Source organism: Streptomyces sp. NPDC002209 (assembly GCF_042890265.1).
GTDB lineage: Bacteria > Actinomycetota > Actinomycetes > Streptomycetales > Streptomycetaceae > Streptomyces.
Window position 1 is genome coordinate 643,874 of record NZ_JBIARX010000001.1, and the last position, 26,635, is coordinate 670,508.

26 protein-coding genes and 1 pseudogene are annotated in these 26,635 nt (G+C 73.0%); 14 read left to right on the forward strand and 13 right to left on the reverse strand.

All coding sequences use genetic code 11. The annotated features are described in order from the left end of the window. The first annotated feature begins 57 nt into the window (after positions 1-57). Positions 58-876, forward strand: a complete 819-nt coding sequence (locus ACFYXK_RS03005) for a serine hydrolase domain-containing protein (RefSeq protein ID WP_389409840.1) — start codon at positions 58-60, stop codon at positions 874-876. An 18-nt stretch (positions 877-894) separates the two neighbouring features. On the opposite strand, the gene ACFYXK_RS03010 is transcribed toward ACFYXK_RS03005, so the two are convergent. Further along, positions 895-1,548: a pirin family protein gene (locus ACFYXK_RS03010; protein ID WP_389409544.1), complete on the reverse strand. Its 654-nt coding sequence runs from the start codon at positions 1,546-1,548 to the stop codon at positions 895-897. Positions 1,549-1,629: 81 nt separating this feature from the next. On the opposite strand from ACFYXK_RS03010, the gene ACFYXK_RS03015 reads away from it, so the two are divergent. The 5 genes from ACFYXK_RS03015 (at position 1,630) to fabF (ending at position 6,519) form a co-directional block, all read left to right on the forward strand. After that, a complete protein-coding gene (locus ACFYXK_RS03015) occupies positions 1,630-2,835 on the forward strand; it encodes a PucR family transcriptional regulator (protein WP_389409545.1) in 1,206 nt (401 codons plus the stop codon). Between the two features lie 89 nt (positions 2,836-2,924). Next, complete coding sequence (locus ACFYXK_RS03020; protein WP_389409546.1) at positions 2,925-3,842, forward strand: ACP S-malonyltransferase; 918 nt, start codon at positions 2,925-2,927, stop codon at positions 3,840-3,842. Between the two features lie 19 nt (positions 3,843-3,861). Then, positions 3,862-4,866, forward strand: a complete 1,005-nt coding sequence (locus ACFYXK_RS03025) for a ketoacyl-ACP synthase III (protein ID WP_383515878.1) — start codon at positions 3,862-3,864, stop codon at positions 4,864-4,866. Positions 4,867-4,925: 59 nt separating this feature from the next. Next, positions 4,926-5,174 (forward strand): acyl carrier protein, encoded by a 249-nt coding sequence (locus ACFYXK_RS03030; RefSeq protein ID WP_030291417.1) that lies wholly within the window; start codon positions 4,926-4,928, stop codon positions 5,172-5,174. A 79-nt stretch (positions 5,175-5,253) separates the two neighbouring features. Beyond that, positions 5,254-6,519: a beta-ketoacyl-ACP synthase II gene (gene fabF / locus ACFYXK_RS03035; RefSeq protein WP_389409547.1), complete on the forward strand. Its 1,266-nt coding sequence runs from the start codon at positions 5,254-5,256 to the stop codon at positions 6,517-6,519. Between the two features lie 72 nt (positions 6,520-6,591). On the opposite strand, the gene ACFYXK_RS03040 is transcribed toward fabF, so the two are convergent. Next, positions 6,592-7,086, reverse strand: a complete 495-nt coding sequence (locus ACFYXK_RS03040) for a DUF3145 domain-containing protein (RefSeq protein ID WP_389409548.1) — start codon at positions 7,084-7,086, stop codon at positions 6,592-6,594. Between the two features lie 249 nt (positions 7,087-7,335). Here ACFYXK_RS03040 and ACFYXK_RS03045 point away from each other — a divergent pair, with 249 nt between their 5' ends. Continuing rightward, entirely contained in the window at positions 7,336-8,232 is an 897-nt protein-coding gene (locus ACFYXK_RS03045) for an SGNH/GDSL hydrolase family protein (protein ID WP_389409549.1), read from the forward strand. A 91-nt stretch (positions 8,233-8,323) separates the two neighbouring features. Here ACFYXK_RS03045 and ACFYXK_RS03050 read toward each other — a convergent pair whose 3' ends face one another. Beyond that, positions 8,324-10,891: a beta-glucosidase gene (locus tag ACFYXK_RS03050; protein WP_389409550.1), complete on the reverse strand. Its 2,568-nt coding sequence runs from the start codon at positions 10,889-10,891 to the stop codon at positions 8,324-8,326. A 119-nt stretch (positions 10,892-11,010) separates the two neighbouring features. On the opposite strand from ACFYXK_RS03050, the gene ACFYXK_RS03055 reads away from it, so the two are divergent. Beyond that, positions 11,011-11,589, forward strand: coding sequence for a TetR/AcrR family transcriptional regulator (locus ACFYXK_RS03055; protein WP_328621579.1), 579 nt, complete (start codon positions 11,011-11,013; stop codon positions 11,587-11,589). 7 nt (positions 11,590-11,596) lie between these two features. Here the strand turns inward: ACFYXK_RS03055 and ACFYXK_RS03060 are convergent, their stop codons facing one another. Next, entirely contained in the window at positions 11,597-12,247 is a 651-nt protein-coding gene (locus tag ACFYXK_RS03060; protein WP_389409551.1) for a hypothetical protein, read from the reverse strand. A 121-nt stretch (positions 12,248-12,368) separates the two neighbouring features. Between ACFYXK_RS03060 and ACFYXK_RS03065 the strand changes: the two genes are divergently transcribed. Further along, positions 12,369-13,082, forward strand: coding sequence for a carbon-nitrogen hydrolase family protein (locus tag ACFYXK_RS03065; protein WP_389409552.1), 714 nt, complete (start codon positions 12,369-12,371; stop codon positions 13,080-13,082). 40 nt (positions 13,083-13,122) lie between these two features. Here ACFYXK_RS03065 and ACFYXK_RS03070 read toward each other — a convergent pair whose 3' ends face one another. The 3 genes from ACFYXK_RS03070 to ACFYXK_RS03080 form a co-directional block, all read right to left on the reverse strand. Then, positions 13,123-14,715 (reverse strand): DUF2142 domain-containing protein, encoded by a 1,593-nt coding sequence (locus ACFYXK_RS03070; RefSeq protein WP_389409553.1) that lies wholly within the window; start codon positions 14,713-14,715, stop codon positions 13,123-13,125. Positions 14,716-14,728: 13 nt separating this feature from the next. Further along, positions 14,729-16,435: a hypothetical protein gene (locus ACFYXK_RS03075; protein WP_389409554.1), complete on the reverse strand. Its 1,707-nt coding sequence runs from the start codon at positions 16,433-16,435 to the stop codon at positions 14,729-14,731. Between the two features lie 249 nt (positions 16,436-16,684). Further along, positions 16,685-17,263, reverse strand: coding sequence for a DUF1707 and DUF4190 domain-containing protein (locus tag ACFYXK_RS03080; protein WP_389409555.1), 579 nt, complete (start codon positions 17,261-17,263; stop codon positions 16,685-16,687). 174 nt (positions 17,264-17,437) lie between these two features. Here ACFYXK_RS03080 and ACFYXK_RS03085 point away from each other — a divergent pair, with 174 nt between their 5' ends. Beyond that, positions 17,438-18,181: a hypothetical protein gene (locus ACFYXK_RS03085; RefSeq protein ID WP_389409556.1), complete on the forward strand. Its 744-nt coding sequence runs from the start codon at positions 17,438-17,440 to the stop codon at positions 18,179-18,181. Positions 18,182-18,187: 6 nt separating this feature from the next. Here ACFYXK_RS03085 and ACFYXK_RS03090 read toward each other — a convergent pair whose 3' ends face one another. From ACFYXK_RS03090 to ACFYXK_RS03100, 3 genes and pseudogenes are all read right to left on the reverse strand, one after another. Further along, positions 18,188-19,063: an EI24 domain-containing protein gene (locus ACFYXK_RS03090; protein WP_389409557.1), complete on the reverse strand. Its 876-nt coding sequence runs from the start codon at positions 19,061-19,063 to the stop codon at positions 18,188-18,190. Between the two features lie 81 nt (positions 19,064-19,144). Further along, on the reverse strand, positions 19,145-19,567 hold the full coding sequence (locus ACFYXK_RS03095; protein ID WP_389409558.1) for an organic hydroperoxide resistance protein: 423 nt from the start codon (positions 19,565-19,567) through the stop codon (positions 19,145-19,147). 64 nt (positions 19,568-19,631) lie between these two features. After that, positions 19,632-20,650 (reverse strand): annotated as a pseudogene (locus ACFYXK_RS03100) (NADP-dependent oxidoreductase). A gap of 115 nt (positions 20,651-20,765) precedes the next feature. On the opposite strand from ACFYXK_RS03100, the gene ACFYXK_RS03105 reads away from it, so the two are divergent. Beyond that, entirely contained in the window at positions 20,766-21,188 is a 423-nt protein-coding gene (locus ACFYXK_RS03105; RefSeq protein WP_053785306.1) for a MarR family winged helix-turn-helix transcriptional regulator, read from the forward strand. A 12-nt stretch (positions 21,189-21,200) separates the two neighbouring features. Here ACFYXK_RS03105 and ACFYXK_RS03110 read toward each other — a convergent pair whose 3' ends face one another. After that, positions 21,201-21,920 (reverse strand): hypothetical protein, encoded by a 720-nt coding sequence (locus ACFYXK_RS03110; protein ID WP_389409559.1) that lies wholly within the window; start codon positions 21,918-21,920, stop codon positions 21,201-21,203. 78 nt (positions 21,921-21,998) lie between these two features. Here ACFYXK_RS03110 and ACFYXK_RS03115 point away from each other — a divergent pair, with 78 nt between their 5' ends. Beyond that, positions 21,999-22,580 carry a hypothetical protein gene (locus ACFYXK_RS03115; protein ID WP_389409560.1) on the forward strand — a complete coding sequence of 194 codons (582 nt, stop codon included), beginning with the start codon at positions 21,999-22,001 and terminating at the stop codon, positions 22,578-22,580. Between the two features lie 24 nt (positions 22,581-22,604). Here ACFYXK_RS03115 and ACFYXK_RS03120 read toward each other — a convergent pair whose 3' ends face one another. After that, positions 22,605-23,291 carry an esterase/lipase family protein gene (locus tag ACFYXK_RS03120; RefSeq protein WP_389409561.1) on the reverse strand — a complete coding sequence of 229 codons (687 nt, stop codon included), beginning with the start codon at positions 23,289-23,291 and terminating at the stop codon, positions 22,605-22,607. Between the two features lie 220 nt (positions 23,292-23,511). Between ACFYXK_RS03120 and ACFYXK_RS03125 the strand changes: the two genes are divergently transcribed. Beyond that, on the forward strand, positions 23,512-24,549 hold the full coding sequence (locus ACFYXK_RS03125) for a rod shape-determining protein (protein WP_383515838.1): 1,038 nt from the start codon (positions 23,512-23,514) through the stop codon (positions 24,547-24,549). Beyond that, positions 24,546-26,180, forward strand: coding sequence for a GAF domain-containing protein (locus ACFYXK_RS03130; protein ID WP_389409562.1), 1,635 nt, complete (start codon positions 24,546-24,548; stop codon positions 26,178-26,180). Before ACFYXK_RS03125 ends, ACFYXK_RS03130 begins: the two co-directional genes overlap by 4 nt. On the opposite strand, the gene ACFYXK_RS03135 is transcribed toward ACFYXK_RS03130, so the two are convergent. After that, positions 26,177-26,626, reverse strand: coding sequence for an Lrp/AsnC family transcriptional regulator (locus ACFYXK_RS03135; protein ID WP_389409563.1), 450 nt, complete (start codon positions 26,624-26,626; stop codon positions 26,177-26,179). The genes ACFYXK_RS03130 and ACFYXK_RS03135 overlap by 4 nt on opposite strands. Positions 26,627-26,635 lie beyond the last annotated feature (9 nt).

Sequence of the window (26,635 nt, forward strand, 5' to 3'; positions counted from 1 at the left end):
AAACCTTGGAGTGCACTCCAAGCAAGTAGGCTCGGCCGCATGGAGAGCGTGGAAACCCTGCAGAGTCTGCGGATCATCGAGAACTGGCCGGTTCCGACCGCCGCGGCGGCCGTCGTACGCGCCGACGGGAGCCTGGCCGGCTCCCACGGTCCCCTCGACCACCGCTTCGCGCTGGCCTCGGTGACCAAGCCGCTCGCCGCGTACGCCGCCCTCGTCGCGTACGAGGAGGGGGCGATCGAGCTGGACGAGCCGGCCGGGCCCGAGGGTTCGACGGTCCGTCACCTGCTCGCGCACACCAGCGGGCTGGCCTTCGACGAGCACCGCGCGATGGCCGCGCCCGGCACGCGCCGGCTGTACTCGAACGCCGGATTCGAGGTGCTGGGCGACCACATCACCAAGGCCACCGGCATCCCCTTCGCGCAGTACGTGCACCAGGCGGTTTTCGAGCCGCTCGGCATGACGTCGACCGTGCTGGAGGGCTCGCCCGCCAAGGACGGCGTCTCGACCGTCCGCGACCTGGTCCGGTTCGCCGCCGAGCTCCAGGCGCCCCGGCTGCTCGACGTCCGTACGGTCGCGGAGGCCACGTCCGTCGTCCACCCGGGCCTCAAGGGCGTGCTCCCGGGGTACGGGATCCAGTCCCCCAACGACTGGGGGCTCGGCCTGGAGATCCGCGACGGCAAGGCCCCGCACTGGACGGGCGCCTCGTCCTCGCCGCGCACGTTCGGCCACTTCGGGCAGGCCGGCACCTTCCTGTGGGTGGACCCGGACGCCCGCGCCGCGTGCGTGGCGCTGGCCGACCGCGCCTTCGGCCCGTGGGCCGTGGAGGCCTGGCCCCCGTTCACCGACGCGGTCCTCGCCGAGCTCGCCGGCCGCTGACCGCCGACCGCAGGCCGGCTAGGGCAGCTCCCAGATCAGCAGCTCCCCCGGGGACCCGGCGACGATCTCCAGGCCCTGTTCGCCGGTGATCCGCGCCGCGTCGCCGGGCCCGAGCTCCTCCCCGTCCAGGCGCAGGTCCCCGCGGACCACGTGCAGGTAGACCCGCTCCGCCGCCGGTACGGCGACCCGCTCGCCCGCGCCGGGCCTGCGGACGTGCAGGACGGCGCCGGCCGCGGGGACCTCGTACGGGGTGTCGTCGCGGATCCCGTCGACGAGCGTGTACGAGGGCTCCCCGCCGGCGGCGAGGGGCGCGAGCCACATCTGCACGAAGCGCACCGGCACCGCGCCGTCGTTGCGCTCGATGTGCCGGGCGCCGGATCCGGCGCCGAGGTGCTGCACGTCGCCGGGCCGGACCAGGGTGCTCTCGCCGGTGCTGCCCTTGTGCGTGAGTTCGCCCTGGACGACCCACGTGACGATCTCGGTGTGGCTGTGCGGGTGCTCGTCGAAGCCGGCGCCCGGGGCGAGGGTCTCCTCGTTGCAGGCCAGGACCGGGCCGAAGCGCAGGTTGTCCGGGTCGTAGAACCCGCCGAAGGAGAAGGCGTGCAAGGTGGTGATCCCGGCGTCCGGATCCCCGCCCCCGTACCGGTCGGCCCCGCGGCGTACGTCAATCATGGGGGTCACCGTAGCCCCCCGGCGGAAGACCGCCGTGGGACCGGACTCCGCGCCGCCGTCCCGATAAGGCAGTCTTGTCCCGTGCCCCAAGCCGAACGTGAGCATTCCCCCGCGCATCCCGCTCCTGCCCATCCGCACGCCGCGACGCTGCGCCGACTGGAGAAGTCCTCCGGCCGGCTCGCCGCCAACGCGATCGCCCGCATGGACGAGACCCTGCCGTGGTACCGGGCGATGCCCCCGGAGAACCGGTCCTGGATCGGCTTGGTCGCCCAGGCCGGCATCGCCGCGTTCACGGAGTGGTTCCGGCACCCGGAGACCCCGCAGGCGATCTCGACGGACGTCTTCGGGACGGCTCCGCGCGAGCTGACCCGGGCGATCACGCTGCGCCAGACCGTGGAGATGGTCCGTACGACGATCGAGGTCATGGAGACCGCGATCGAGGAGGTCGCGGCTCCGGGCGACGAGTCGATCCTGCGCGAGGCGCTGCTCGTGTACGCCCGGGAGATCGCCTTCGCGACGGCCCAGGTGTACGCACAGGCCGCCGAGGCGCGGGGGGCGTGGGACGCCCGCCTGGAGTCCCTCGTCGTGAACGCGGTGCTGTCGGGCGAAGCCGACGAGGGCGCGCTGTCGCGGGCCGCGGCGCTGGGCTGGAACTCGCCGGAGCACGTGTGCGTGGTGCTCGGCACCGCGCCGGAGGGCGACAGCGAGCTGACGGTCGAGGCGATCCGTCGCGCGGCCCGGCACCACAAGCTGCAGGTCCTCACCGGTGTGCTCGGGGACCGCCTGGTCGTGATCGCGGGCGGCAGCGACAACCCGATCCAGGTGGCGAAGTCGCTGATCGGGCCGTTCGCGGCGGGTCCCGTGGTGGCCGGTCCGGTGGTTCCGGACCTGCTGAACGCCACCAAGTCCGCGCAGGCCGCGGCGGCGGGGCTGAAGGCGTGCACGGCCTGGCAGGACGCCCCGCGGCCGGTCCTCGCGGACGATCTCCTGCCCGAGCGAGCGATCGCCTCGGATCCCTCCGCCCGGGAGCAGCTGGTGGAGGAGATCTACAGACCGCTGGAAGAGGCGGGGTCGGCGCTGCTGGAGACGCTGAGCGTGTATCTGGAGCAGGCGAGCAGCCTGGAAGGGGCGGCGCGGATGTTGTTCGTGCACCCGAACACGGTGCGCTACCGGCTCCGACGTGTGACCGACGTCACCGGCTGGTCACCGTCCGATGTCCGCTCCGCGTTCACGCTGCGGATCGCCTTGATCCTCGGGCGTCTGGCCGACGGCGATCAGCAGTCCTAGACTTTTGTCGGACATCAACAATTACCCCGACGGTTCTTCGTCCCTGTCCCCACGGGCGGGCGGGACCATCCACAAGAGAGAGTGTGAGGGTGCTCGTACTCGTCGCTCCCGGCCAAGGCGCACAGACGCCCGGCTTCCTGACTCCCTGGCTCGACCTTCCCGGCGCCGCTGACCGCGTCGCCGAGTGGTCCGACGCCATCGGGCTCGACCTTGCCCACTACGGCACGAAGGCCGACGCGGACGAGATCCGCGACACGGCGGTGGCCCAGCCCCTGCTGGTGGCCGCCGGTCTGCTGTCCGCTTCCGCCCTCGGCTCCCGTGCGGCCTTCGGTGCCGTCGCGGGCCACAGCGTCGGCGAGATCACCGCCGCCGCTTACGCCGGTGTGCTGTCCGACGTGGACGCGCTGTCGTTCGTACGCACCCGCGGCCTGGCCATGGCCGAGGCCGCCGCCGTCACCGAGACGGGCATGGCCGCGGTGCTCGGCGGCGACCAGGACGTGGTCGTCGCGCACCTGGAGAAGCTGGGGCTGACCCCGGCCAACATCAACGGTGCCGGCCAGATCGCGGCCGCGGGCACGGTGGAGCAGATCGAGGCCCTGGTGGCCGAGAAGCCCGAAGGCTCCATGAAGGTCGTCGCCCTCAAGGTCGCGGGCGCCTTCCACACGCACCACATGGCTCCTGCGGTCGCCACGCTGGAGAAGGCCGCGCAGGCCCTCACCCCGGCCGACCCCGAGCTGACGTACGTCTCGAACAAGGACGGCCACGTCGTCACCGCGGGCGCCGACGTCGTCGCCCGCCTGGTCGGCCAGGTCGCGAACCCGGTCCGCTGGGACCTGTGCATGGAGAGGTTCAGCGAACTGGGCGTCACCGGGATCATCGAGCTCAGCCCGGGTGGCACTCTGACGGGTCTGGCCAAGCGTGCGCTCAAGGGCGTGCCGAACGTGGCCCTGAAGACGCCGGACGATCTCGAAAAGGCCGCGGCACTCATCGCCGAGCACGCGGTCTGAGAGAAGGAGCCCACACAGCATGTCGAAGATCAAGCCTGCCAAGGGCTCCCCGTACGCCCGCATCCTCGGCGTCGGCGGCTACCGCCCGACCCGCGTGGTCTCCAACGAGGTCATCCTCGAGACGATCGACTCGTCGGACGAGTGGATCCGCTCCCGGTCCGGCATCGCGACCCGGCACTGGGCCTCGCCCCAGGAGACGGTCGCCGCGATGTCCGTGGAGGCCTCGGGCAAGGCGCTGGCCGATGCGGGCATCTCGCCGGAGCAGATCGGCGCCGTGATCGTCTCGACGGTCTCGCACTTCAAGCAGACCCCGGCCGTCGCGACCGAGATCGCGCACCGGGTCGGAGCGGTCAAGCCCGCCGCGTTCGACATCTCCGCCGGCTGCGCCGGATTCGGATACGGACTGACGCTCGCCAAGGGCCTCGTGGTGGAAGGTTCCGCCCAGTACGTCCTCGTCATCGGCGTGGAGCGGCTGTCGGACCTGACCGACCTGGAGGACCGCGCGACGGCCTTCCTGTTCGGCGACGGTGCCGGCGCCGTGGTCGTCGGCCCCTCGGACGAGCCGGCCATAGGCCCCACGGTGTGGGGTTCGGAGGGCGACAAGTCCGAGACGATCAAGCAGACCGTGCCGTGGGACGAGTACCTCGGCAAGGACGGCGGCGAGAAGTTTCCGGCCATCACGCAGGAGGGTCAGGCGGTCTTCCGCTGGGCCGTCTTCGAGATGGCCAAGGTGGCCCAGCAGGCGCTCGACGCGGCCGGGATCACCGCGGAGGACCTGGACGTCTTCATCCCGCACCAGGCAAACATGCGGATCATCGACTCGATGGTGAAGACTCTGAAGCTGCCGGAGCACGTCACGGTCGCCCGTGACGTGGAGACCACCGGCAACACGTCGGCCGCCTCGATCCCGCTCGCTATGGAGCGGCTCCTGGCGACCGGAGCGGCGAAGAGCGGCGACACCGCGCTCGTCATCGGCTTCGGGGCGGGACTCGTCTACGCCGCGACGGTCGTTACCCTCCCCTAGGGTCCGGGATCCACATCCCGACCCTGCTTCACCCCAGTTAGCTATAGAAGGAGCGCCACATGGCCGCCACGCAGGAAGAGATCATCGAGGGTCTCGCGGAGATCGTCAACGAGATCGCCGGCATCCCCGTCGAGGACGTCGAGTCCGAGAAGTCCTTCACGGACGACCTGGACGTCGACTCGCTCTCCATGGTCGAGGTCGTCGTCGCCGCCGAAGAGCGCTTCGACGTCAAGATCCCGGACGAGGACGTCAAGAACCTCAAGACGGTCGGCGACGCCGCGGACTACATCCTGAAGCACCAGGCCTGAGCCTGACGAGCGTTTGTCGCCACCCTGCGGTGGCGCCGTGACAATTCAGCACCCCCTGAGACGTGGAGAAAGAATTCCTGTGAGCCCGACCAATCGCACCGTGGTCGTCACCGGTATCGGCGCAACCACTCCGCTGGGTGGCGACAGCGCTTCGACCTGGGAAGGTCTGCTCGCCGGTCGTTCCGGCGTCAAGCCCCTCGAGGGCGAGCGCTTCGCCGAACTCCCGGTCCGTATCGCCGCCCCGGTCGCCGTGGACCCCAGTGAGGTCCTGCCGCGCCCGCTGGCCCGCAAGCTGGACCGCTCGGCCCAGTTCGCCGTCATCGCCGCCCGCGAGGCCTGGGCCGACGCCGGCTACACCGCCCCGGCGGGCGAGGACGCGGCCATCATGCCCGAACGCCTGGGCACCGTGATCGCCTCCGGTATCGGCGGCGTCACCACCCTGCTCGACCAGTACGACGTACTGAAGGAAAAGGGCGTGCGCCGGGTCTCCCCGCACACCGTCCCCATGCTCATGCCGAACGGCCCGTCGGCCAACGTCGGCCTGGAGGTCAACGCCCAGGCGGGCGTGCACACTCCGGTCAGCGCGTGCGCCTCGGGCGCCGAGGCCATCGGCTACGCCGTCGAGATGATCCGTACCGGCCGCGCCGACGTGGTCGTCGCGGGCGGCACCGAGGCGGCGATCCACCCGCTGCCGATCGCCGCGTTCGCCAACATGATGGCGATGTCCAAGAACAACGAGAACCCCCAGCAGGCCTCCCGCCCGTACGACAAGGCCCGTGACGGCTTCGTCCTCGGCGAGGGCGCGGGCGTCGTCGTCCTGGAGTCCGCCGAGCACGCCGCCGCGCGCGGCGCCCGGGTCTACTGCGAGGTGCTGGGCCAGGGCCTGTCCGCGGACAGCCACCACATCGCGCAGCCGGAGCCGACCGGCCGCGGTGTCGCGGCCGCGGTGCAGAACCTGCTGGACAACACCGGTCTGGACCCGGCCGAGCTGGTCCACCTGAACGCGCACGCCACGTCGACCCCGCAGGGTGACACGGCCGAGCTGAAGGCCCTGCGCAAGGTCCTGGGCGACGACCTCGACCACATCGCGATCTCCGCGACCAAGTCGATGACCGGCCACCTGCTGGGCGGCGCCGGCGGTATCGAGACCGTCGCGACCGTGCTGGCGCTGTACCACCGGATCGCCCCGGCGACCATCAACGTCGACGAGCTCGACGAGGACATCGACGCGGACATCGTCGTCGGCGAGCCGCGCAAGCTGCCGGCCGACGGCCCGATCTCCGCGATCAACAACTCGTTCGGCTTCGGCGGCCACAACGTGACCCTGGCCTTCCGGACCGTCTAGTCCGCGGGGCAGTACGTACGAAAGGGCCCGCCCGGCACTCGCCGGGCGGGCCCTTTCGTATCCACCGCACTCTCAGACCACCTGGTGGAGCCAGCGGACCGGGGCGCCCTCGCCCGCGTAGCGGAAGGGCTCCAGCTCGTCGTCCCAGGGCTTGCCGAGCAGTTTGGTGATCTCCGCCTCCAGATCGGTCTCACCGCTCGCGGACCGGGCGAGGGCGGCGCGCAGCCGGTCCTCGGGGATCAGGATGTCGCCGTGCATACCGGTGACGGCGTGGAAGATGCCGAGCTCCGGGGTGGAGCTGTAGCGCTCGCCCTCGGCGGTCGGGCAGGGTTCCGCGGTCACCTCGAAGCGCAGCAGGCGCCAGCCGCGCAGCGCGGAGGCGAGCTTCGACGCGGTGCCCGCTTCGGCCTGCCAGGAGAACTCGGCTCTCCAGGTGCCGGGGGAGGCGGGCTGCCTGATCCAGTCGAGGTTCACCCGCACCCCGAGCACGCCCGCAACAGCCCATTCCACGTGCGGGCAGAGCGCGCGCGGTGCGGAATGCACGTACAGAACTCCACGTGTCGTCACCGGGACCTCCAGTGTGGGACGAGGTCGGGAATAAACTCCAGAAAACGGACAGTATGTGACGTGATGTAATGTAACGGAAATTATTTGACAATGCGCTGCGGGACCTGCGGCCGAAACGCCACGGGAAAAAGCTACCGTGCGCCAGGGGTCATGGTGTGACGTACGGTCGGTCCGAGGCTGCCAAACCCAGAGCATTCACTCAGCAGGACGCCCCCGCAGGACGTGGGGCGACGAGGAGGGGACCACCCGATGTGCACCACCGCCCTGCGCCGCCGCGCGCGCCGGACCCTCGCGGGCGCGGGCGCGGCGACGGTCCTCCTGATCGGGGCGCTGACCGGGTGTCAGTCGGGCGGGTCGGGCACGGAGGGTGAGCAGGGGGCGCAGGCCGGGCCGCGCTGGAACACCGCACCGGCGTCGATCGCCGCCGTCGGCGACTCCATCACGCGGGGTTTCGACGCCTGTTCGGTGCTGGCGGACTGCCCGGAGGTCTCCTGGTCCACCGGCAACGACCCCGCCGTCCACTCCCTCGCCACCCGGCTGCTCGGGGAGGCCGGGGTGCCGGCGCGCAGCTGGAACTACGCGGTGACGGGCTCGCGGATGGCGGATCTGGCAGGTCAGCTGACCGCGGCCGCGGAGCACAAGCCGGACCTGGTCACGGTGATGGTGGGCTCGAACGACGCCTGCCGCCCGTCGGCTTCGTCGATGACGCCGGTGGCGGAGTTCCGTACCGCCTTCGAGAAGGCCCTCGCCGGTCTGCGGGCGGCGTCCCCCTCCTCCCAGGTGTACGTCTCCAGCGTGCCGGACCTGCAGCGCCTGTGGGAGCAGGGCAAGGACAGCCCGATGGTGCGGCAGATCTGGAAGCTGGGGATCTGTCAGTCCATGCTGGCCGATCCGCTCTCGGCGGCGTCCGGGGCGACGGCCCGGCGCGAGCAGGTGCGGGCGCGGGTGGTCGAGTACAACGAGGTGCTCCGCGAGGTCTGCAAGAAGGACGCGCTGTGCCGCTACGACGGCGGTGCGGTGTTCCAGTACCCCTTCGCCGCCGACCAGTTGAGCCGCTGGGACTGGTTCCACCCGGGCAAGGACGGGCAGGCCCGGCTCGCGGAGCTGGCGCACCGCCAGGTGACGGCGGCCGAGCCGCCGCGCTGACGGACCGGCAGGGACGGCCGGGGACCGGGGGCGGGTGTCAGGGCCCGCCCCCGGTCCGGTTCATGGGTGTTTTCCGGCCGGCCCGAAGGTTCTAGACCTCCAGGGTCGCCGTCAGCCGCGTGTCGCCGTGGGCGCGGCTCGCGCGGACCTCGTACGCGCCGCCGATCCGCTGCCAGCCGCGGGCCTCCTCGTCCCAGATCTCGAAGGCCCGGGCGGGCAGGGCGATCTCGGCCTCGACGCTCTCCCCCGGGCCCGCCTCGACGCCCGCGAAGGCCGCCAGCCAGCTCGCCGGGCGCTCCACGGCCGCGCTCCGGGCGCTGCCGGACTCCGCGGCGACGGGGGCGAGGTAGAGCTGGACGACCTCGCGGCCGGGCCGGGTGCCGGTGTTGGTGACGCGGACCCGGGCCGTGGTGCCGGTGACCTCGAGGGACTCGTACGCCCAGTCGGTGTAGCCGAGGCCGTGCCCGAACGGGAAGGCGGGGGCGATGCCCCGGGCCTCGTACGCCCGGTAGCCGATGAAGAGCCCCTCGCGGTACTCCAGCCGGCCGTCGGTCGGGGTGACCTCGGTGACGGGTGCGTCGGAGAACCGTGCGGGCCAGGTGGTGGGCAGCCGGCCGCCGGGCTCCGCGTGCCCGAGCAGTACGTCGGCCAGCGCGGCCCCGCCCTCCTGCCCGGGGAACCAGGTCAGCAGTACGGCGGCCACCTCGTCCCGCCACGGCAGCTCCACCGGGGATCCGGCGTTGACGACGACCACGGTGTTGGGGTTGGCGGCGGCGACGGCGCGCACGAGGTCGTCCTGACGGCCCGGCAGGTCGAGGTCCCGGCGGTCGAAGCCCTCGGACTCCACGCGCTCGGTGGTGGCGACGACCACGACGGCGGTGTCCGCGGCCCGGGCGGCGGCCACGGCCTCGGCGATCAGCTCGTCGGCGTCGCGTCGCGGGCCGAGGTGGAGCAGCGAGAACATGATCGCCTTGAGCGGCAGGGTGGTCACGTCGGGGACCTGGAAGGTCAGCGAGACCTCGACGGCCTCGCCCTCGGTGAGATCGACGCGGGCGCGCTCGCTGGGGGCGCCGAAGAAGGCCTCGAACGGGTCGGCCTCGTTGCCCATGGCCTGGACGCCCTCCCAGCGGATCTCGCCGCCGACGGCGAGGGCGAAGGCGCCGAGTCCGCGGGTGCCGAAGGTGTGCTCGCCGCTCTCGCGCGGCACGAACGTACCCGTGACCTCGATGCTCGCCATGGTCTCGTACGAGACGCCGTCGGGCAGGTCGTCGCCGATCCACTGGACCTGGCCGGTCGGCAGGCTGCCCTCGCCGAGGACGGCGCCGGAGGCGTCGCGGCAGATCGCGCGGAGCTCGAAGCCCTTGTCGGCGGGGACGGCTTCCTCGCTGGGGTCGGCTCCGACGGTGAAGGTCAGGGCCCCTTCCGGAAGGGCGGCGGTCAGGCCGTCCAGCGGCGCGACGATCCGCTCGGGGAACACGGTGGCCGAGCCGCCGCCGAGGACGCGGGCGTCGCGGGCGGCGGCCCCGATCAGGGCGAGGGTGCGGCCGGGGGCGGCGTCCAGCGGCAGGGCGGGCCGCCCGCCGGACAGGGTCGCGTTGCGGACGAGGACGAAGCCGCGGGCGGCGATCTCCCGGGCCAGCGCCTGGCCGTCGATCGGGGCCGGGGTCTCGGTGACGGCGGCGGGGGCGCCCTCCAGGATCCCGACGCGGGCGGCGAGGCGCAGTACGTTGCGCACGGCCTCGTCCACGGCGGACTCGGGGACCTCGCCGGCCCGGACGGCCTCGGCGAGGGCGGGCCCGTAGACGGTCTGCGGTCCGGGCATGGCGACGTCGAGGCCGCCGAGGATGTCGCCGGTGGTGGAGCGGGCGGCCATCCAGTCGGAGACGTTGTAGCCGTCGAAGCCCCATTCGCCGCGCAGGACTTCGTTGACGAGGTGGCGGTGCTCGCTCATCGTCGTGCCGTTGACCTGGTTGTACGCCGTCATGATGCCCCAGGGGTGGGCGCCCGCGACGATCGCCTCGAACGGGGCCAGGTACAGCTCGCGCAGCGGGCGCGGGGCGATGACGCTGTCGACGGTGAACCGCTCGGTCTCGGCGTCGTTGCCGACGAAGTGCTTGACGGTGGTGCCGACGCCGCCGTCCTGGACGCCGTTCACGTAGCCGGTGCCGATGGCGCCGGTGAGGTACGGGTCCTCGGAGTAGCACTCGAAGTGCCGGCCGCCGAGCGGGGAGCGGTGCAGGTTGACGGTGGGTGCGAGCAGGACGTGGACGCCCTTGCGGCGGGCCTCCTGGGCGAGGAGGCGCCCGGCGCGGCGGGCGAGCGCGGGGTCCCAGGCGGCGGCGAGCGCGGTCGGGGAGGGCAGGGCGATCGAGGGGTCGTCGGCGGTCCAGCGCACGCCGCGGACGCCGATGGGTCCGTCGGACATGACGAGGGACTCGAGCCCGATCCCGGGGACGGCGGGCAGGGACCACATGTCCTGGCCGGCCAGCAGCCGGGCCTTGGTGTCGAGGTCGAGTTTGCCGAGCGCCGCCTCTACGGCGTCGTTGCGGACCTGATCGGCATCGGTCACGGCCGTGCCTCCTCGTTGGGTGCGTGCGGGTGCATGCCTGCGGGTGCATGCGGCGGATTGCAGTGCGGGTGCCGCGGGGGTGTCCCCCATCGTGGACCCGTTACCGGTAGAGCGGTAGGGTTCGTAATGTGTTCGTGATATTCCGATAACGTACGGAGGGCGCTGCCGGCGAGGCGGGGCACGGCGTGAACGGGAGAGGTGCCGGGGCGATGGCCAGGGCGAGGAGCGAGGAGCGGCGCGGCGACATCGTGCGCGCGGCGGTCGAGGTGATCGCGGAGCGCGGCTACCGCGGTGCGTCGCTGGGCGCGGTGGCCGAGCGCGTCGGCCTGACCCAGCAGGGGCTGCTGCACTACTTCCCCACCAAGGAGGCGCTGCTGGTCGCGGTGCTGGAGGAGCGCGACCGCTGGGACACCGGCGGCGGCTCGCGCGCCTCGGCCGGCGCCTGGCGCCTGGACCTGCTGGCCTCGCTGGTGGAGTACAACGCCATGCGCCCCGGGATCGTGCAGACCTTTTCGGCGCTGCTGGGCGAGAGCGTCACCGACGGGCATCCGGCGCGGGAGTTCTTCACCGAGCGCTACGCCCAGGTACGCGCCGAGATGACGCAGGTGCTGCGCGCCGAGTTCGGCGACCGGCTGCCCTCGGGCCTGACCCCGGAGCAGGCCGCCCCGCTGCTGACCGCGGTCATGGACGGCCTCCAGTACCAGTGGCTGCTCGCGCCGGAATCGGTGGACATGCCCGCCGCGTTCCGCTCGTTCCTGACCCTGCTGCGGGGACCGGAAGCGGGCTGACCTCCGCCTACGGGCGGCCCAGGAGCGGGTCGTGGACGGCGCAGGGCGGGCGCCGGGCCGGGCCGGGGACCCGGTAGTGGACCCGGTCGCGCAGGCGTCCCGTCCAGGGCTCCCGCTCCGAGCGCCGCTTGACCAGGAGGTGGCGGCTGCTGCCCGCCTCCAGGTGGCTGCGGTAGGCGTCGAGCAGCGGGTCCGCGGGGCCGAGGAAGTCCCGGATCTGATCCTCCACCAGGCAGAACGGGCAGTCCGGTCCCGGCAGGACGTGGAACTGGCGGCCCTCGGGGTGGGCGTCGTCGGCGAAGGCGGTGAGGGCGAGGGAGCCGCTGAACATCACGCACACGCCCATCACCTGGGGGCCGGGGGCGTTCGCCGCCTGCCGGACCAGGCCGCGGAAGGCTTCGGCGTCGACCCGCTGGATACGGGCCACCAGGGTCCGCATCGCCGCGAACAGGCTGTGGACGGCGGCCACCAGGGACACGAGGGCGACGGCGACCACGCCCCAGGGCGGGCCGGTGGCCGCGAGCAGCCACAGCACGCCCGCGTTCACAGCGGCCAGGAGGAGCACCGCCACCCGCAGTCCGGCCCCGCTCGTGCGGACCACGCGGTAGGACACGACCAGGAAGACGCCGGCGAGGACCGGCCGGATCCAGTCGGGCATCAGCCGGTCCTCCGTCAACTCCGGTGAGCAAGCGGGCCGTTACAGCATCACCCCGGCCCCGCTCCGGCGTCGACCCCCGGGCGGCCGCAGGAGCGGGCGGCCGGGCTGGCATCCTGGACCGGTGAAGATCGCCGCAGCCCAGCTCACCTGCATCCCGGCCGACATACCCGCCAACACGGAGCAGAGCGTCGCCCTCGCCGCCGAGGCCCGGGAGCAGGGCGCCGAGCTCGTCGTGTTCCCCGAGTTCACGCTCACCGGCTACGAGCTGGAGGCGCTGGCCGCCGACCCCGGCCTGTGGATGGCGGACGCCGACGACCCCCGCCTGGATCCGCTGCGCTCCGCCGGCATCGCCGTCGCGGTCAATGTCGCGCTGCGCACCGGCGGCCCGCTGCCCGCCATCGCGACCCTGGTCTACGGCGCGGACGGCCGGCACCTGACGACGTACGCCAAGCAGCACCTGTACGGGCACGAGCAGGGCGGTTTCGCGGCCGGCGGGATCCAGGGCCGCTTCGAGCTCGGCGGGATCCGCTTCTCCCTCGGCGTCTGCTACGACAACCACTTCGCGCAGCTCACCGGCCGCGCGGCGGCGGACGGCTGCCGGGTGCACCTGGCGAGCTCCCTGTACGGGACGGGCGACGGGATCCGGGAGCGGGCCACCGTGTACCCGGGGATCGCCGAGGAGCACGGCCTGTACGTCGTCCTCGGCAACCACGTGGGGCCGGCGGGCCCGTGGACCGGCTGCGGCCGGGCCGCGCTCTGGGCCCCGGGCGGCACGCTGCTGGCCGAGGCGGACGACCGTACGCCCTGCGTGGTGACGGCCGAGGTCGGCGCCTGACGGCCCGGCAGCCGGCCCCGCCACCCCGGGTCGACCGGGGTCAGCCGATCGCCGGCACCTTCGAATGCCGTCCCGGGCGCCTGCTGTCGTCCCGCTCCGCAGGATCCTGCGGAGCAGCGGGCTCGCGGTCCCGTACCAGCGCCGGCAGCACCAGGGCGAACGCCCCTGCCGTGTACACGCCGGTCCACAGCAGCCAGCCGCCGGGCGGGGCCCAGTGCGCCGAGAACGGCACCCAGGAGCCGCTGGTGCCGACCGCGAAGCGCCGCAGCGTCCAGAAGAACGCCGCCGCGTTCGCCAGCGCGAGCCCGGCCGCGCCGAAGCCGACCAGCCTGCGCCACGGGAACCCCTGCTCGGGCGCCCGGCTCGCGCAGATCAGCACCGCCATCAGCGGCAGGCCCACGGCGAACGGCAGCAGGTAGCGGCCCTGCCAGACCATGCCGAGCTTCTCCGCCTGCGAGGCCTGGGCGACCACGGGCACCACGACGATCGCCACCAGCATGCCGATCAGCGCCACCGCCTCGCGCAGCCGGCCGTACGCCAGTCCCAGCGCGGTGAGCACCGCGATCACGCCGAGCCAGACCAGCCAGGTGAAGGCGGGTGCGGGGGTGTCCAGCCAGCCGAAGTAGCCGAGCATCTGGTGGACGTACGTCTCGGCGTTGCCGAAGGTCTGCCGGGCGGCTTCCTTCGCGGTGAGCGTCCTGGGCGTGTTGATCACCGAGTTGTCGGGGTGCGCACCGGCCCACAGCAGCGCACCGGCCGTGGCCGCGCCGAGCAGCGCCGTCCAGACCCACAGGGCCTTGCGGCGCAGCACCGAGGGCAGGACTCCGCGGTGCGCGAGCAGCAGGCCGAAGAAGACCGCGCCGGCGAACCAGATCAGCCCGAGCGGGCGGATGTTGATCAGCACCAGTCCGCCGATGCCCACTCGGGCCAGCCGCCGGTTCAGCAGCCGTGCATCGGGCGACATCAGGATCGACAGCAGGGCGGTCCACACGAGGATCCCGGCGGCGATCTCACCGCCGCTGGGGTTGACCATGCCGGCCATGTACAGGGTCATCGGCGTGGCCGCGGTGAACACGCCGAGCAGCGCCACCGCGCGCCGGCGCCGCCACTCGGCCGCCGTGACCACGGCGCCGGCCAGCAGGGCCGAGCACAGCGCGGCCGACATCAGCCGCATCAGGTACAGCCCGTGCGGGCCCTTGACCAGCAGGCTCGGCCAGCCGGTCGCCAGGTAGTAGGCCGGGTGGTAGCGGCCGGCCGCGGTGGTGACCTGGACGGTCTTCTCGGAGTGCCCGAACTTCGGGGCGCAGGAGGCGGGCTTCTCCTCGTGCCAGGCGTAGCACTCGTGCTGCTTGGGGAGCTGCTTGTACCACTCGGGGAGCTGCACCCCGGTCTCGGCGAACTCGCCCTCGATGCCGGCCACCATGTGCGGAACCATCACCTCGGGGCCGCCGATCTGGCCCCGGGCGACGGCGGCCGCGCGGATGAAGTGGGCGTGCTCGTCGGGGGAGCCGCCGAGCGGGGTGGCTGCGGACCAGGAGGCCGCGAGCGTGAAGAACAGCGCGAAGGCGATGGCCCAGAGCCGCTTGGGGGTCCGGGCCGACCAGTCGGCCAGGCGCGTCAGTGCGGAGATCATCGCTTCCTTCTGATCATCGGACGTAGCTCAGCCAGCTCTGGTCGCCGTCCTTGGAGCACTCGCCCTTGGGCGCGAACTTCGGGCACTTCCCGTCCTGCTGCCGGATGGTGTGAGACACCCAGGGCAGGATCCGGTAGGTGCCGTCCTGGGCCGGCATGTAGCGGTCGGACATCGAGGAGGAGACCGTGCCGAGCAGCAGCAGGAGGGCGCAGAGGGTTCCGATCACCGCGCCCTCGCGGCCGGGGAAGCCGGTGGGGCCGGCGGCGGGCGCGGCTGCTCCGGACGCCGGTGCGGTCGCCCCGGGCGCCGTGCGCCGCTCGGCCAGCTTCAGCGAGACCAGGTGCGCCACCAGCGCGCACAGGATCAGACCGCAGTAGAGCAGCTGGTTGTTGGTGCGCGTGTACAGCTGGACCGTCTGCGTCTCGTACATGTGCGAGGCGATGTACATGCGCATCACCCACGCGCTGATGAACATCGCGGCGATGGTGACGACCAGCGGCTTGCGCAGACCGAGCCAGATCGCGGCGCCCAGGCACAGGAAGGTCACGAGGGCGAACAGCCCGACCCCGCCGAACTCCCCCGGCGGCGGCCAGTCGCCCACCTTGCCGGGCATGTCGGTGCGCCACATCAGGTAGTAGGCCGGGTCGGTGAAGTTGTCGAAGCGGAAGTTGTAGTCCTTGGTGGTCTGCCCCTCCTTGAGCATGACCATCAGGTAGCGCCCGGCCACCACGAGGAACGCCGCCAGGGCCGTGCCCATGAAGGCCGCGCCCTTGAGCCGGCCGCTCTTCCAGGGGAAGTACAGCAGGGCGGCGAACAGCACGCCGGCCGCACTCCACAGGAACCAGCCCGAGTACGTGAGGAACAGCACGCCCAGCAGCACGCCGAACCCGGCGCCCTTGAGCAGCAGCGGCCGCCAGCCCTCCGTGCCGCTGCGGCGCAGTGCCACCACCATCGCCACCAGCACCGGGACCAGCAGCACGAGCACGGTCTGGCTGTACGGCTTGTACGAGTCGATCAGCGCGAACGCGGGCACGACACCGAAGGCGAGCGCCCGGACCGGGCTCAGCAGCATCCGCCAGGCGAGGTAGACCAGCGGCCCGAAGGCGGCGGCTCCGAGGATCTGCAGGTCCTTGAAGGCGTACGCGGTGTTGCCGCCGTGGAACCACTCGGCGTAGTAGCCGAGGGTGTAGAGCGGCATCGGGGGGTAGACCGGCGAGCCCGAGGGCTGCCCGTTCGCGACGGCGTGGGCCCATTCGACGATCCGGCCGCTGTCACCGTTGAGGCCGAACATCGGCCACGGCGTGCCCAGCAGCGCGACGACCGCGCCCGCCGCGACGAAACCGCTGGCCAGGCCCGCGATGGCCGCGGCCGCCAGCCGGGTGGCCAGGTCGAAGTGGCGTCCGCCGCGCAGCCGCATCGCGAGCACCACGGCGGCGACGCACAGCAGCCCGATCAGCGCGAACCGCAGCTGGATCGCGGCCAGGCCGCTGACCTGCGCGATCCGGTTGAGCGGGTTGAGCTTGAGGCCGCGTGCCAGGAGCGGGAGGACCAGTGCCGCGGCGAACGCCACGGCTGCCTCCAGCAGCAGGAGCCCCCCGCGGGAGCGCAGGGCGCGCCGCGGGGCCGGGTCCGAGGATCCGGAGCTGCCGGGGGCGTACGCGGCCGGTCCGCTCGGGGAGCCCGGGCGCACGGCCGCCGACCCCTCGGTACTGACTGTCACTGACGGTGTCCCTACTGCTGGTCGGTGCTCGGCGCGACGGCCGGTCGTCGTTCTCGGCAAGCCACTGTCCGGCTCCGGGCCCACAGGTCCGGTTGCTCGGACGCGGGCGGCGGACTCAAGGACGGTGTGGGACAGCCTCGGCTCTTGCCGCCACGCATACTATCGGGCCGCCCGTGGCGGGCGGGGGTCCCGGGAAGGCGGCCGGGACCGCCCGGGCCCGGCCCGCGGCCCGGCGCAAGAAGGCGCAGGTCAGTCGAGGACCCCGAATCCGGCGAGCAGGAAGAGCAGCACCCAGCCGCCCAACGACAGCCAGCCGAGCACCAGCCCGATCGTCGCGGGCCCGGCGCCCTCGTCGCCGCGCGCACGGATCTGCGCCTTGGCGATGTGGCCGGTGATCACGGCGCCCAGGCCCGCGGCGCCGAGCGTCGGCAGGCTGAGGACGCCCAGCGCGAGCGAGGTGATCGCCATCCCGTTGACCGGGCGGGGCGGCACGGGCATGGGCAGCGGCGCCGGACCGAAGGCGGGCGGCAGCACCGGCACTGCGGCTCCGAACGGGGCCACCATCGGCCCGGCCGGCAGGTCCGCGACCAGCTGCGCGAGCTGCCCGTACGTCTGCGCCTTGTACGCCGCGTCGAAGCGCTGCCCGTACTCCTCGCGGGAGAGCCGGCCCTCCGCGAAGGCGGCCTTGAGCACGTCCACCGTCCGGTCGCGGTCGGTGTGCGAGGCGCGCATCGCGGACTGCGGGGTGTGCGCGGGCTGCCACGGCTGCCCGTACGACTGCTGCTGGGGGCGGACCGGGTACGGCTGCCCCCACGGCTGTTCTGCCATCCGGCCACCTCCGAAGCCCCTGCGCGCGGTGCGCGTTCGTCCAGGATGGAGGACGAACGGGGAACGGCGATAGTTGCGGTGCCCGCGGCCCCGGCAGCTGTGACGAGACCGATGCCCGCGCCGGGCGGCGGGTGCGGCGGCGGGCGTGACGGCGGGTGTGATGAGGTGGCGGGCATGACCGACTTCGAGACGATCACGGTTCCGGCCCACCTGTGCGGATATCCCGGGGTGGCCTTCGGCGGCTACGTGGCCGGGGTGCTGGCCGCGCGGTCCGCCGCGAGGACCGTACGGGTGGACTTCCGCCGGCCGGTGCCCACGGACGCCCCGGTCCGGCTCGCCCCGACCGCCGACGGCGGCGTGCAGCTGGTGGACGGCGAGCTCCTGCTGGCGGCGGCGACCCCCGCCGAACCGGCCGCCGAGGCCCCCGAGCCGCCGGCCTGGGAGCAGGCGCAGGCCGCGGCCGACGCCTACCGGGCGGCTCCCCCGGACGGGATGGTCGACTGCTTCGGCTGCGGTCTGCACCGCACGCCCGCCACGGGTCTGCGTCTGCACTGCGGCCGGGTGCCCGGCAGCGCCCTGGTGGCCGCCGCCTGGACCCCCGGTCCCGAACTCGGCGGCGCGGACGGGCTGCTGCCGCCCGAGCTGGTGTGGGGCGCGCTGGACTGCCCGGGCAACGCGGCCGGCCGGCTGCTCGACGACCGGCGGGCCGGTGCGGTCACGGCCTCGCTGACCGCGCGGCTGCTGCGGCCGGTGCCGGTCGGCGCGGGCCTCGTCTCGTACGCCTGGATGCTCGGCGGCGAGGGCCGCAAGTACCGCGTGGGCACGGCCCTGGCCACCGCCGGGGGCGATCTGTGCGCGGTCGGCGAGGCCCTGTGGGTGGAACCCCGCACCGAGGACCGGAGCGGGACCCGGGCTTAGCGCGGTCTACGCGTACGCGGACGGCGGCGGTCCGAAACCTCCGGCCGCAGCCTGGCCCGGAGCCTGTGCGCCCCCGGGGGCGGCCGTGTCGGTGTCGGCCTTCGGGTCGGCGGCCCCGGCCTCCGGGGCCTCGTCCCGGGCCTCGTCCTCCCGGGTCAGGTCCCGGACCATCAGCGTCGCCCCGGCCACCGCACCGGGCATCAGGAACACCGCCACCAGAGGCACCAGGAACGCCAGCACCAGCGGGACGCCGAAGCCGAGCACCAGCATCCGCCGCGTCCGCAGCAGGGCGAGCCGGTCGGTGAACTCCACCCGGCGCCGCTGCAGCGCGACGGCGGTGAGCTCCTCGGCGAGGAAGAACCCGGACACGCAGAACCCGATCGCCGGGATCACGGTCTGCCCGATCACCGGGATGAACCCGAGGGCGAAGAGCAGGATCCCGTACAGCAGCACCCGGCCCAGCACCTTCAGGCTGTCCCGGGCCGAGATCCACAGCTCCCGCCAGAGCGGGAGCCCGGACTGCGGGGCGTCGCCGCCCTCGCTGCGGTCGACCTGCTCCGAGAGGGACTCGTAGAACGGCTGGCCGATCAGCAGGGTCACGGCGGTGAAGGTGATGACCGCGACGAAGAGCCCGAGGCAGAAGACCAGGCCGGTGAGGAAGCCGCGGAACAGGCCGAGCCACGGCGAGGACCAGCCGTCGGCGAAGGGGGTGGCCCAGGCGGTCAGGTCGTCGGCGCCGTAGCCGAGCCCGACCAGTGCGCCGGCGTACAGCACCAGCGAGACCAGCCCCGGCAGCAGGCCGAAGCCCAGCCAGCGGCCGTGTCGCAGCACCCATCTCTGTCCGGCCAGCAGGTAGCCGAATCCCCCCGCAAGATCACGCATGGGCCCAGTCTAGGACCGGCCGCACACGGCGAAGGCCGCACCCCGGGGTCGGGGTGCGGCCTTCGCGGAGCGCGAGCCGGATCAGACGGCGAGCTCGACCGTGATGTTGCCGCGGGTCGCCTTGGAGTACGGGCAGACCTGGTGGGCCTTCTCGATCAGGTCCTTGGCGGTGGCGGCGTCCACGTTCGGGATCACGGCGGAGATCTTGACGATGATGCCGAAGCCCTCGTCGTTCTTGCCGATGCCGACCTCGGCGGTGACGGTGGAACCGGAGACGTCCGCGTTCTCGTTGCGGGCGACGACGCCGAGGGCGCCCTGGAAGCAGGCGCTGTAGCCGGCGGCGAACAGCTGCTCCGGGTTGGTGCCGGCGCCGCTGCCGCCCATCTCCTTCGGCGGGTTCACGACGACGTCGAGCTGGCCGTCGTTGGTCGCGACGCGGCCGTCACGGCCATTCTCGGCGGTGGCGACGGCGGTGTACAGAACGTCGGTCTGCTGGATGGACATGTAAAGAGATCCTCCTGGTAATCGCCGTGACTCGCGCCCACGATCACGACGGTGTGCAGTGAGCCTAACCGGTGAAGGAAACGATCATCTTTCCGGTGTTGTCGCCGCGCAGCATGCCGAGGAAGGCCTCGGTCGCGTTCTCCACGCCCTCGACCACGGTCTCGTCGGCCACGAGCTCGCCGGAGCGCAGCCAGCCGGCGACGTCCTGGACGAACTGCTGCTGGAGTCCGGCGTGGTCGTTGACGAGGATGCCCTGCAGGCGCAGCCGCTTGCCGATGACCTGGACCAGGTTGCGCGGGCCGGGGGCGGGCTCGGTGTCGTTGTACTGGGCGATCGCCCCGCACAGGGTGGCCCGGCCGTTGACCTTCATCGAGGAGATCGCGGCCTCGAGGTGGTCTCCGCCGACGTTGTCGAAGTAGACGTCGATGCCCTCGGGGGCGGCCTCCTTCAGCTGCTCGCCGACGGGGCCGTTCTTGTAGTTGAAGGCGGCGTCGAAGCCGTACTTCTCCGTGAGGAGCGTCACCTTCTCGTCCGAGCCGGCCGAGCCGATCACCCGGGAGGCGCCCTTGATCTTCGCGAACTGGCCGACGAGGCTGCCGACCGCACCGGCGGCGCCGGAGACGAAGACGGAGTCGCCCTCCTTGAAGGAGGCCACCTCGAAGAGGCCGGCGTAGGCGGTCAGGCCCGGCATGCCGAGCACGCCGAGGTAGGCGGAGAGCGGCGCGAGCGAGGCGTCGACCTTGGTGGCGTGCTTGGCGTCCAGGTCGGCGTACTCGCGCCAGCCCAGGCCGTGCAGCACGTGGTCGCCGACCTCGAAGCCCTCGGCGGCGGAGGCCACGATCTCGCCGACCGCGCCGCCGTCCATCGGCTTGTCCAGCTGGAAGGGCGGGACGTACGACTTCACGTCGTTCATCCGGCCGCGCATGTAGGGGTCCACGGACATGTGCAGGTTGCGTACCAGGATCCGGCCCGGGGCCGGGGCGCGACCTCGACCTCACGCAGGGCGAAGTCCTCGGCTACGGGCCAGCCCTGCGGACGGCGGACGAGGTGCCACTCGCGGCTGACGGCGGGGATCTGAGACATGGGTGTGCTCCCGAATCGAGGTGTCGACATCGAGGCGTCGACGAATACTTCAGTAAGTGAAACAACCATGCGCCTGGATATTTCATGTTGTCAAGTAAATGGGTACTCTGGATCCATGCCCAGTCGTCGCGCAGATCCCCTGACCCTTGAGGTTGTCGAGCTCATCGGCACCGTCGTGGCCCGCTACCACGAGGAGTACGAGCACGCGGCAGCCAGCCACCAGCTCACCGGCGCCCAGGCCCGCGTGCTGAACCTGCTGTCCCTGGAGCCGATGCCGATGCGGCGGATCGCACAGCAGCTGAAGTGCGAGCCCTCGAACATCACGGGCATCGTGGACCGGCTGGAGTCGCGCGGCCTGGTCGAGCGCAGGCCGGACCCGGCCGACCGCCGGGTCAAGCTCGCCGCGCCGACGGAGGAGGGCCTGCAGACCGCGGACCGGCTGCGCGAGTCGCTGGACTTCGCGCGCGAACCGCTGGCCGGGCTGTCCACGGCGGAGCGGGCGGTCCTGCGGGACCTGCTCAAGCGGATGCTGGGCTAGGGGCCCGGCCGCTCAGCAGAAGAACCAGAGGAAGCAGCCCTGGGTCGGCGACGGGCTCGGGCTCGGCGTCGGGGACGGCGGCTGCGCCGTCCCGGAAGCGCTCGGCGATGGCTTCTTCGACTGACCGGGCTTTACGGACGGCCCGTTCCCGGTGGCACCCTTCGTCGGCCCCGTCTTGCCCGATGCGGAGGCCGACGCCGACGCGCCCGGCTCCGGCGCCCCCTCGGCGGACGCCCCGGGTCCGGCCGACTGCGTTCCGCCCGCGGTGGCCTTCGCGGCCCCGGAGGCCTTCACCGGCTTCAGCGCCGCAGGCGCACCGGGAGTCCCTTTGCCGCTCGGCAGCGGAGCCGGGTCCTGCGGGCCGTTCCCGTCGGTGAGCACCACCTCGGCGGCCCGGTCGGTCTTCTGCCCCTCGGTGACGATCCGGGCGAGCGCGAACGTGCCCCCGACCGCGAGCACCAGGCCCAGCCCGACCGTCAGCATGGTCCGGCGGCGCCGGCGGTGCGTGGCGCGGCGCCGCGCACCGGACCGGCCGCTGTGCGCTCCGGACAGCACGACGATCGAGTCCGCGAACGGGTCGGCGGGCTCCTCCGGCCGTGCGGAGCCGTACGGGGCCGCGGGCACGGGGGGCCCACCGGCGGCGGCGGGCGGCAGGTACTCGGCGGGGGTTCCGCACCCGGCGCACGCCAGAGCGCCGTTGAGGTGCCTCCGGCAGGCGTGGCAGTAGTCCATGACGTCCGCACGCTACGTGGTTCCGCGCAACATCCGTATCGCGGGTTCGTGGAGGTCCTGTGTGGAATCGTGGCCTCCATGACTGCGTCGGCACCCCCGGGACCCTTCGGTCCGGCCGCCTTCCAGCTGGTGCTGCTGCGCCGGATGGCGGACTTCCGGCCGGACCTCGCCGAGGAGGCGCGGCGGCGGCTGGGCGCCTCGCTCGCCGAGCAGCGGGAGGCGAACAAGCGCTGGCAGGCGATGGTCCGCTCCCCCCGCGCCCGCGGGGCGCTGGCCCGCTACCGCTCGGTGCTCGGCCCGCCTGAGTCCACGGCCGCCCGCACCATCGGCGACCTGGAGTGCGAGGCCCTGCTGTGGCCGCTGCCGCTCTGGCCGGACCTGCGCTTCGAGGTGCTGGCCGCGCCGGACGGGGCGGTGTGGAACGAGTGGCTGGTACGGGCCCCGGGCGCCCCGGGGCCCGTACTGGAGACGCCCGAGGACCTGCGGCCGTGGTCGGCCACGGTGGACGAGGTGGCCCGGGCGTTCGCGCCGGTGCGCCCGATGGAGGGCACCGCGCCGACCCGCTGGCGGCTCGCGTTCACCGCGCAGGGCCGGCCGTGCGTGGCGGAGTTCACGTACGGCCTGCTCCAGCGGGTCGCGGTCGACGGGGTCGAGGTCTGAGCGGCGGGGTCCGGGCCGCGCGACCTACGAGGCGAGGAAGGACCGGACGCCCGCCGAGGTGGCGTCGTCCCCCAGCAGGTCGTTGTGCTCGAGGCAGCCGACCGGCGTGTTGGCCGCCCCGGCGAGCGGGACGCTGCCGTCCGGGTTGATGACCTCGTCGCAGTTCGACCAGAAGGTCGCGTACTTCACCTCGCCCGGGGTCTCGTCGCCCGCGTTCAGGTTCTTCACGACGTACGAACCGGGCGTCATGTCCCGGCACGCCTGGTCCCACAGGGCGCAGGCCCACGCGGTGGAGGTGCCGTGGTTGGGGCCGGCCAGCGAGACCCAGTGGTCCACGGTCGCGGCGCCGCCGCCGAACTTCACGTACCAGCGGCCGACGAGCGAGCCGAAGGAGTGCGCCACGATGTCGACCCGGGCGGCGCCGGTCTGCCGGCGGACCTGGTCGACGTACGCGCCGAGCTGCCCGGCCAGCACCTCGTTGACGGACCGGTGGGTGTCGTACCCCCAGGAGAAGAGCTCCGAGTCGGCGTACCCGGCGGCGCGCAGGTCCTCGCGCAGGCCGCCCCAGACGCCGGGGTCGGCGTTGTAACCGTGGACGAAGACCACCGGGTTGTGCGGCTGCACACCGGCGGCGGCCTGCGCCGGGACGGGCGCGAGGAGTGCCAGGCAGAGCGTCAGGAGCGCCAACAGTCTCTGGCGGGGCGTCAGCATGGGGTCCCCTTTACCTTGTTACGCACGAGTAGCGCGGACGGTGCGGGCATCGTGGTGCCTGTCGGTACAGAAATCCACCCCCGTGCAGCACCCCTCACCCCGTGCGTCACACCCGGCCGGAGCAGCCCAACGGGCGATATACCCCATTCGCCCGAGAAGATATGAAGTGCAACCGGCAGCCGCCGGTCTTCTTGCGTCAGCGCTCTCGGGAGGATCTGCCGTGACCGTCAGTCTTGAGCAGTTGCGCCGCTGCCACGTCGCCGTCGACCTGGGAGCGGCCAGGACCCGCGTGTACGTCAAGGGCGCCGGCCTGGTCGTCGACGAGCCCAGCGTCGCCGCCGTCAACACCCGCACCGGTGCCCTCATCGCGGTCGGCACCTTCGCCGAACGGATGACGGGCCGCACGCCCGACTACATCCGGGTCGTACGACCCGTCTCCGGCGGCACCGTCGTCGACATCGAGATGGCCCAGCGGATGCTGCGCCACCTGCTCGGCGAGAAGCTGCGGCGCGCCCTGCGCCGCAAGCCCCGGCTGCGGGCCGCCGCCTGCACCCCGCACGACGCCGACCCGCTCGCCCAGCGGGCCGCCGTGGAGACGATGGTCGGGCTCGGGGCCCGGCGCGTCGAACTCGTCGACACCCTGATCGCGGCGGCCGTCGGCTGCGGCCTGCCCGTGGAGCAGCCGACCGCGACGATGATCATGGTGTGCGGGGCCGCCGCCACCCAGATCGCCGTCCTCTCCCTCGGCTCGATCGTCACCGCCCAGCGGATCCCGGTCGGCGGCGAGGCCATCGACCACGCCGTCGTCCAGCACCTGCGCCACGCGCACGAGCTGATGCTGCCCAGCCAGGCCGTCCGCCCGCTCCAGGTCGCCCTGCACGGCAACGGCATCACCGGCGGGGGCCCCACCTCCACCCTCATCCACGGCCGCGACGTGGCCACCGGACTGGCCCGTTCCGTCCACGTCGACACCGCCGCCGTACGGGACGCCATCCACACCCCGCTGACCGCCGTGCTCGACGGCATCGGCAAGGTGCTGCGGGACTGCCCGCCGGACCTGGTCGCCGACCTGACGGACCGGGGGATCATGATGGTGGGAGGCAGCGCCCTGCTGCCGGGCCTGGACCAGATGCTGCGCGACGCCACCGGCATGCCCGTCGCCATCGCGGAACGGCCGGACGTGTGCGCCGTGCTCGGTCTCGGCATGATGCTCGAAGGGAAGATCGCCCCGATGGTCCTCAACCCGCTGGCCGAATGACGAACGCGGCGCCCGAGCCGGCCGGTCCGGACGCTCTTGCCGCCCCGGCCGCCCCGGACGCTGTGGCCGCTGCGGCAGCTCCGGTCGCTCCCGGGCAACGGGCCCGGCTGCCCGTACTCCTGGAGGCAGTGCTCAGCGTCGGCTCCGAACTGGAGCGGCAGGCCACCCTCCAGCACATCGTGGACTCGGCGACCGAGCTGTGCACGGCCCGGTACGGAGCGCTCGGGGTCGTCGACCCCGAGCGCCTCCGGCTGACCGAGCTGTACACGGCCGGACTGAGCGAGGCGGAGCGCGCCGCGATCCACCACCTGCCCGACGGGCGTTCGGGCCTGATCGGCGCACTGGTCACCGATCCGCGCCCGCTGATGCTGGAGGACCTGTCGAAGGACCCGCGCTCGGCCGGGTTCCCGCCGGGCCATCCCCCCATGCGCAGCTTCCTGGGCGTCCCGATCCGGGTCCACAACGAGGTGTTCGGCAACCTCTACCTCACCGAGAAGGCGGGCGGCGGGCCGTTCACCGAGGAGGACCTCGCCCTCGTACGCGTCCTGGCCTCGCAGGCGGGGATAGCGATCGGCAACGCCCGGCTGTACGAGACCGCGCGCCGCCGGGAGCGCTGGATCGAGGGCGCCGCCGCCGTCACCACGACCCTGCTGGCGGGCCGGCCGGCCATGGACGCGCTGATGTGCGTGGCCGAGCGGGCCCGGCTGCTCGCGGACGCGGCGGCCGGAGTGGTCCTCCAGCCGACTCCCGAGGGCGGCATGGAGATCGTGGCCGCCTCCACGCACGGGGACCCCGGGGACCTGCTCGGGACGGCGATCGCCCCCGGTTCGCCGGTGCTGGAACAACTCCTCGGCGGGGAACCGGTCTTCATAGAGGACTCGGCCACCGACCCCCGGATGACCACGCACGTCCGCGAGCGCTTCGGCCCGAGCATGATGCTCCCGCTCCAGAGCGGCGGCCAGCTGATCGGCACCCTCGCCCTGCCGCGCGCCCGGGGCGGGCGCCCGTACGACGCCGTGGACCGGCTGCTGGCCTCGCAGTTCGCCTCCCAGGCCGCGCTGGCCCTCGTACTGGCGGACGCGCAGCACGACCGGGAGCAGCTGGCGGTCTACGAGGACCGCGACCGGATCGCGCGGGACCTGCACGATCTGGTGGTCCAGCGGCTGTTCGCGACGGAGATGATGCTGGAGAGCACGAAGAAGCGGTCGGCCGCCGCGCCGTCCGGGGACACGGTGGGCGACGAACTCGGCCGGGCGGTGGACGAGCTCGACTCCACCATCCAGGAGGTCCGCACCGCGATCTTCGCCCTCCAGCAGCCGCCGACGGACGCCCCGACGACGTTCCGCGGCCGGGTCCTGCGCGAAACGGGCGGGGCGGCGGTCCTGCTGGGCTTCCAGCCGTCGGTCCGCTTCGCGGGCGCGGTCGACGCCCTGCTCCGCGAGCCGGTGGCCGGCGACCTCCTCTCCGCGCTTCGCGGCGCCCTGGCCGCGGCCCACCGCCGCTCGGAGGTCACCTCGATCCTGGTCGAGGTGGAAGCCACCCCGACCCGGGCCCGCCTGAAGGTCACGGACGACGGACGCACGGATTCGGGCCCGCGGGGAACGACCCTGCGCTGGGAGTCGGCGCTCTAGATCCCTTGGACCCCCGCCGGCCGGCCGGCGGCCCGCAAGGCGATCCGGGTGCTGGACTGGGCCACCCCGGCCTCCCGCTTGAGCCGGCGCAGCAGCGTGTCGAGCGCGGCGGGGTCGGCGGCCCGGGCGCGTACCAGGTAGTCGTACTCCCCGGTCACGTGCACCACTTCGGTGATCCCGGGGAGCGTGGCGACCTTCCGCTCGAACTCGTCGTTGGACGTGTCCTGCCGCAGGCTCAGATCGATGAAGACCACGAGCCCGCCCCGGGTGTCGGCCGCCGGGTCCACGATGACGGTGAACCCGCGGATCACCCCGTCCCGCCGCATCCGGCGCACCCGGTCGGCGGTGGCGTTGGCACTGAGCCCGACGCGGACGCCGAGATCGCGGTACGAGATCCGCGCATCCTGCTGCAGGATGCCGAGGATTTCCCTGTCGAGGCGGTCCATACCGCGATT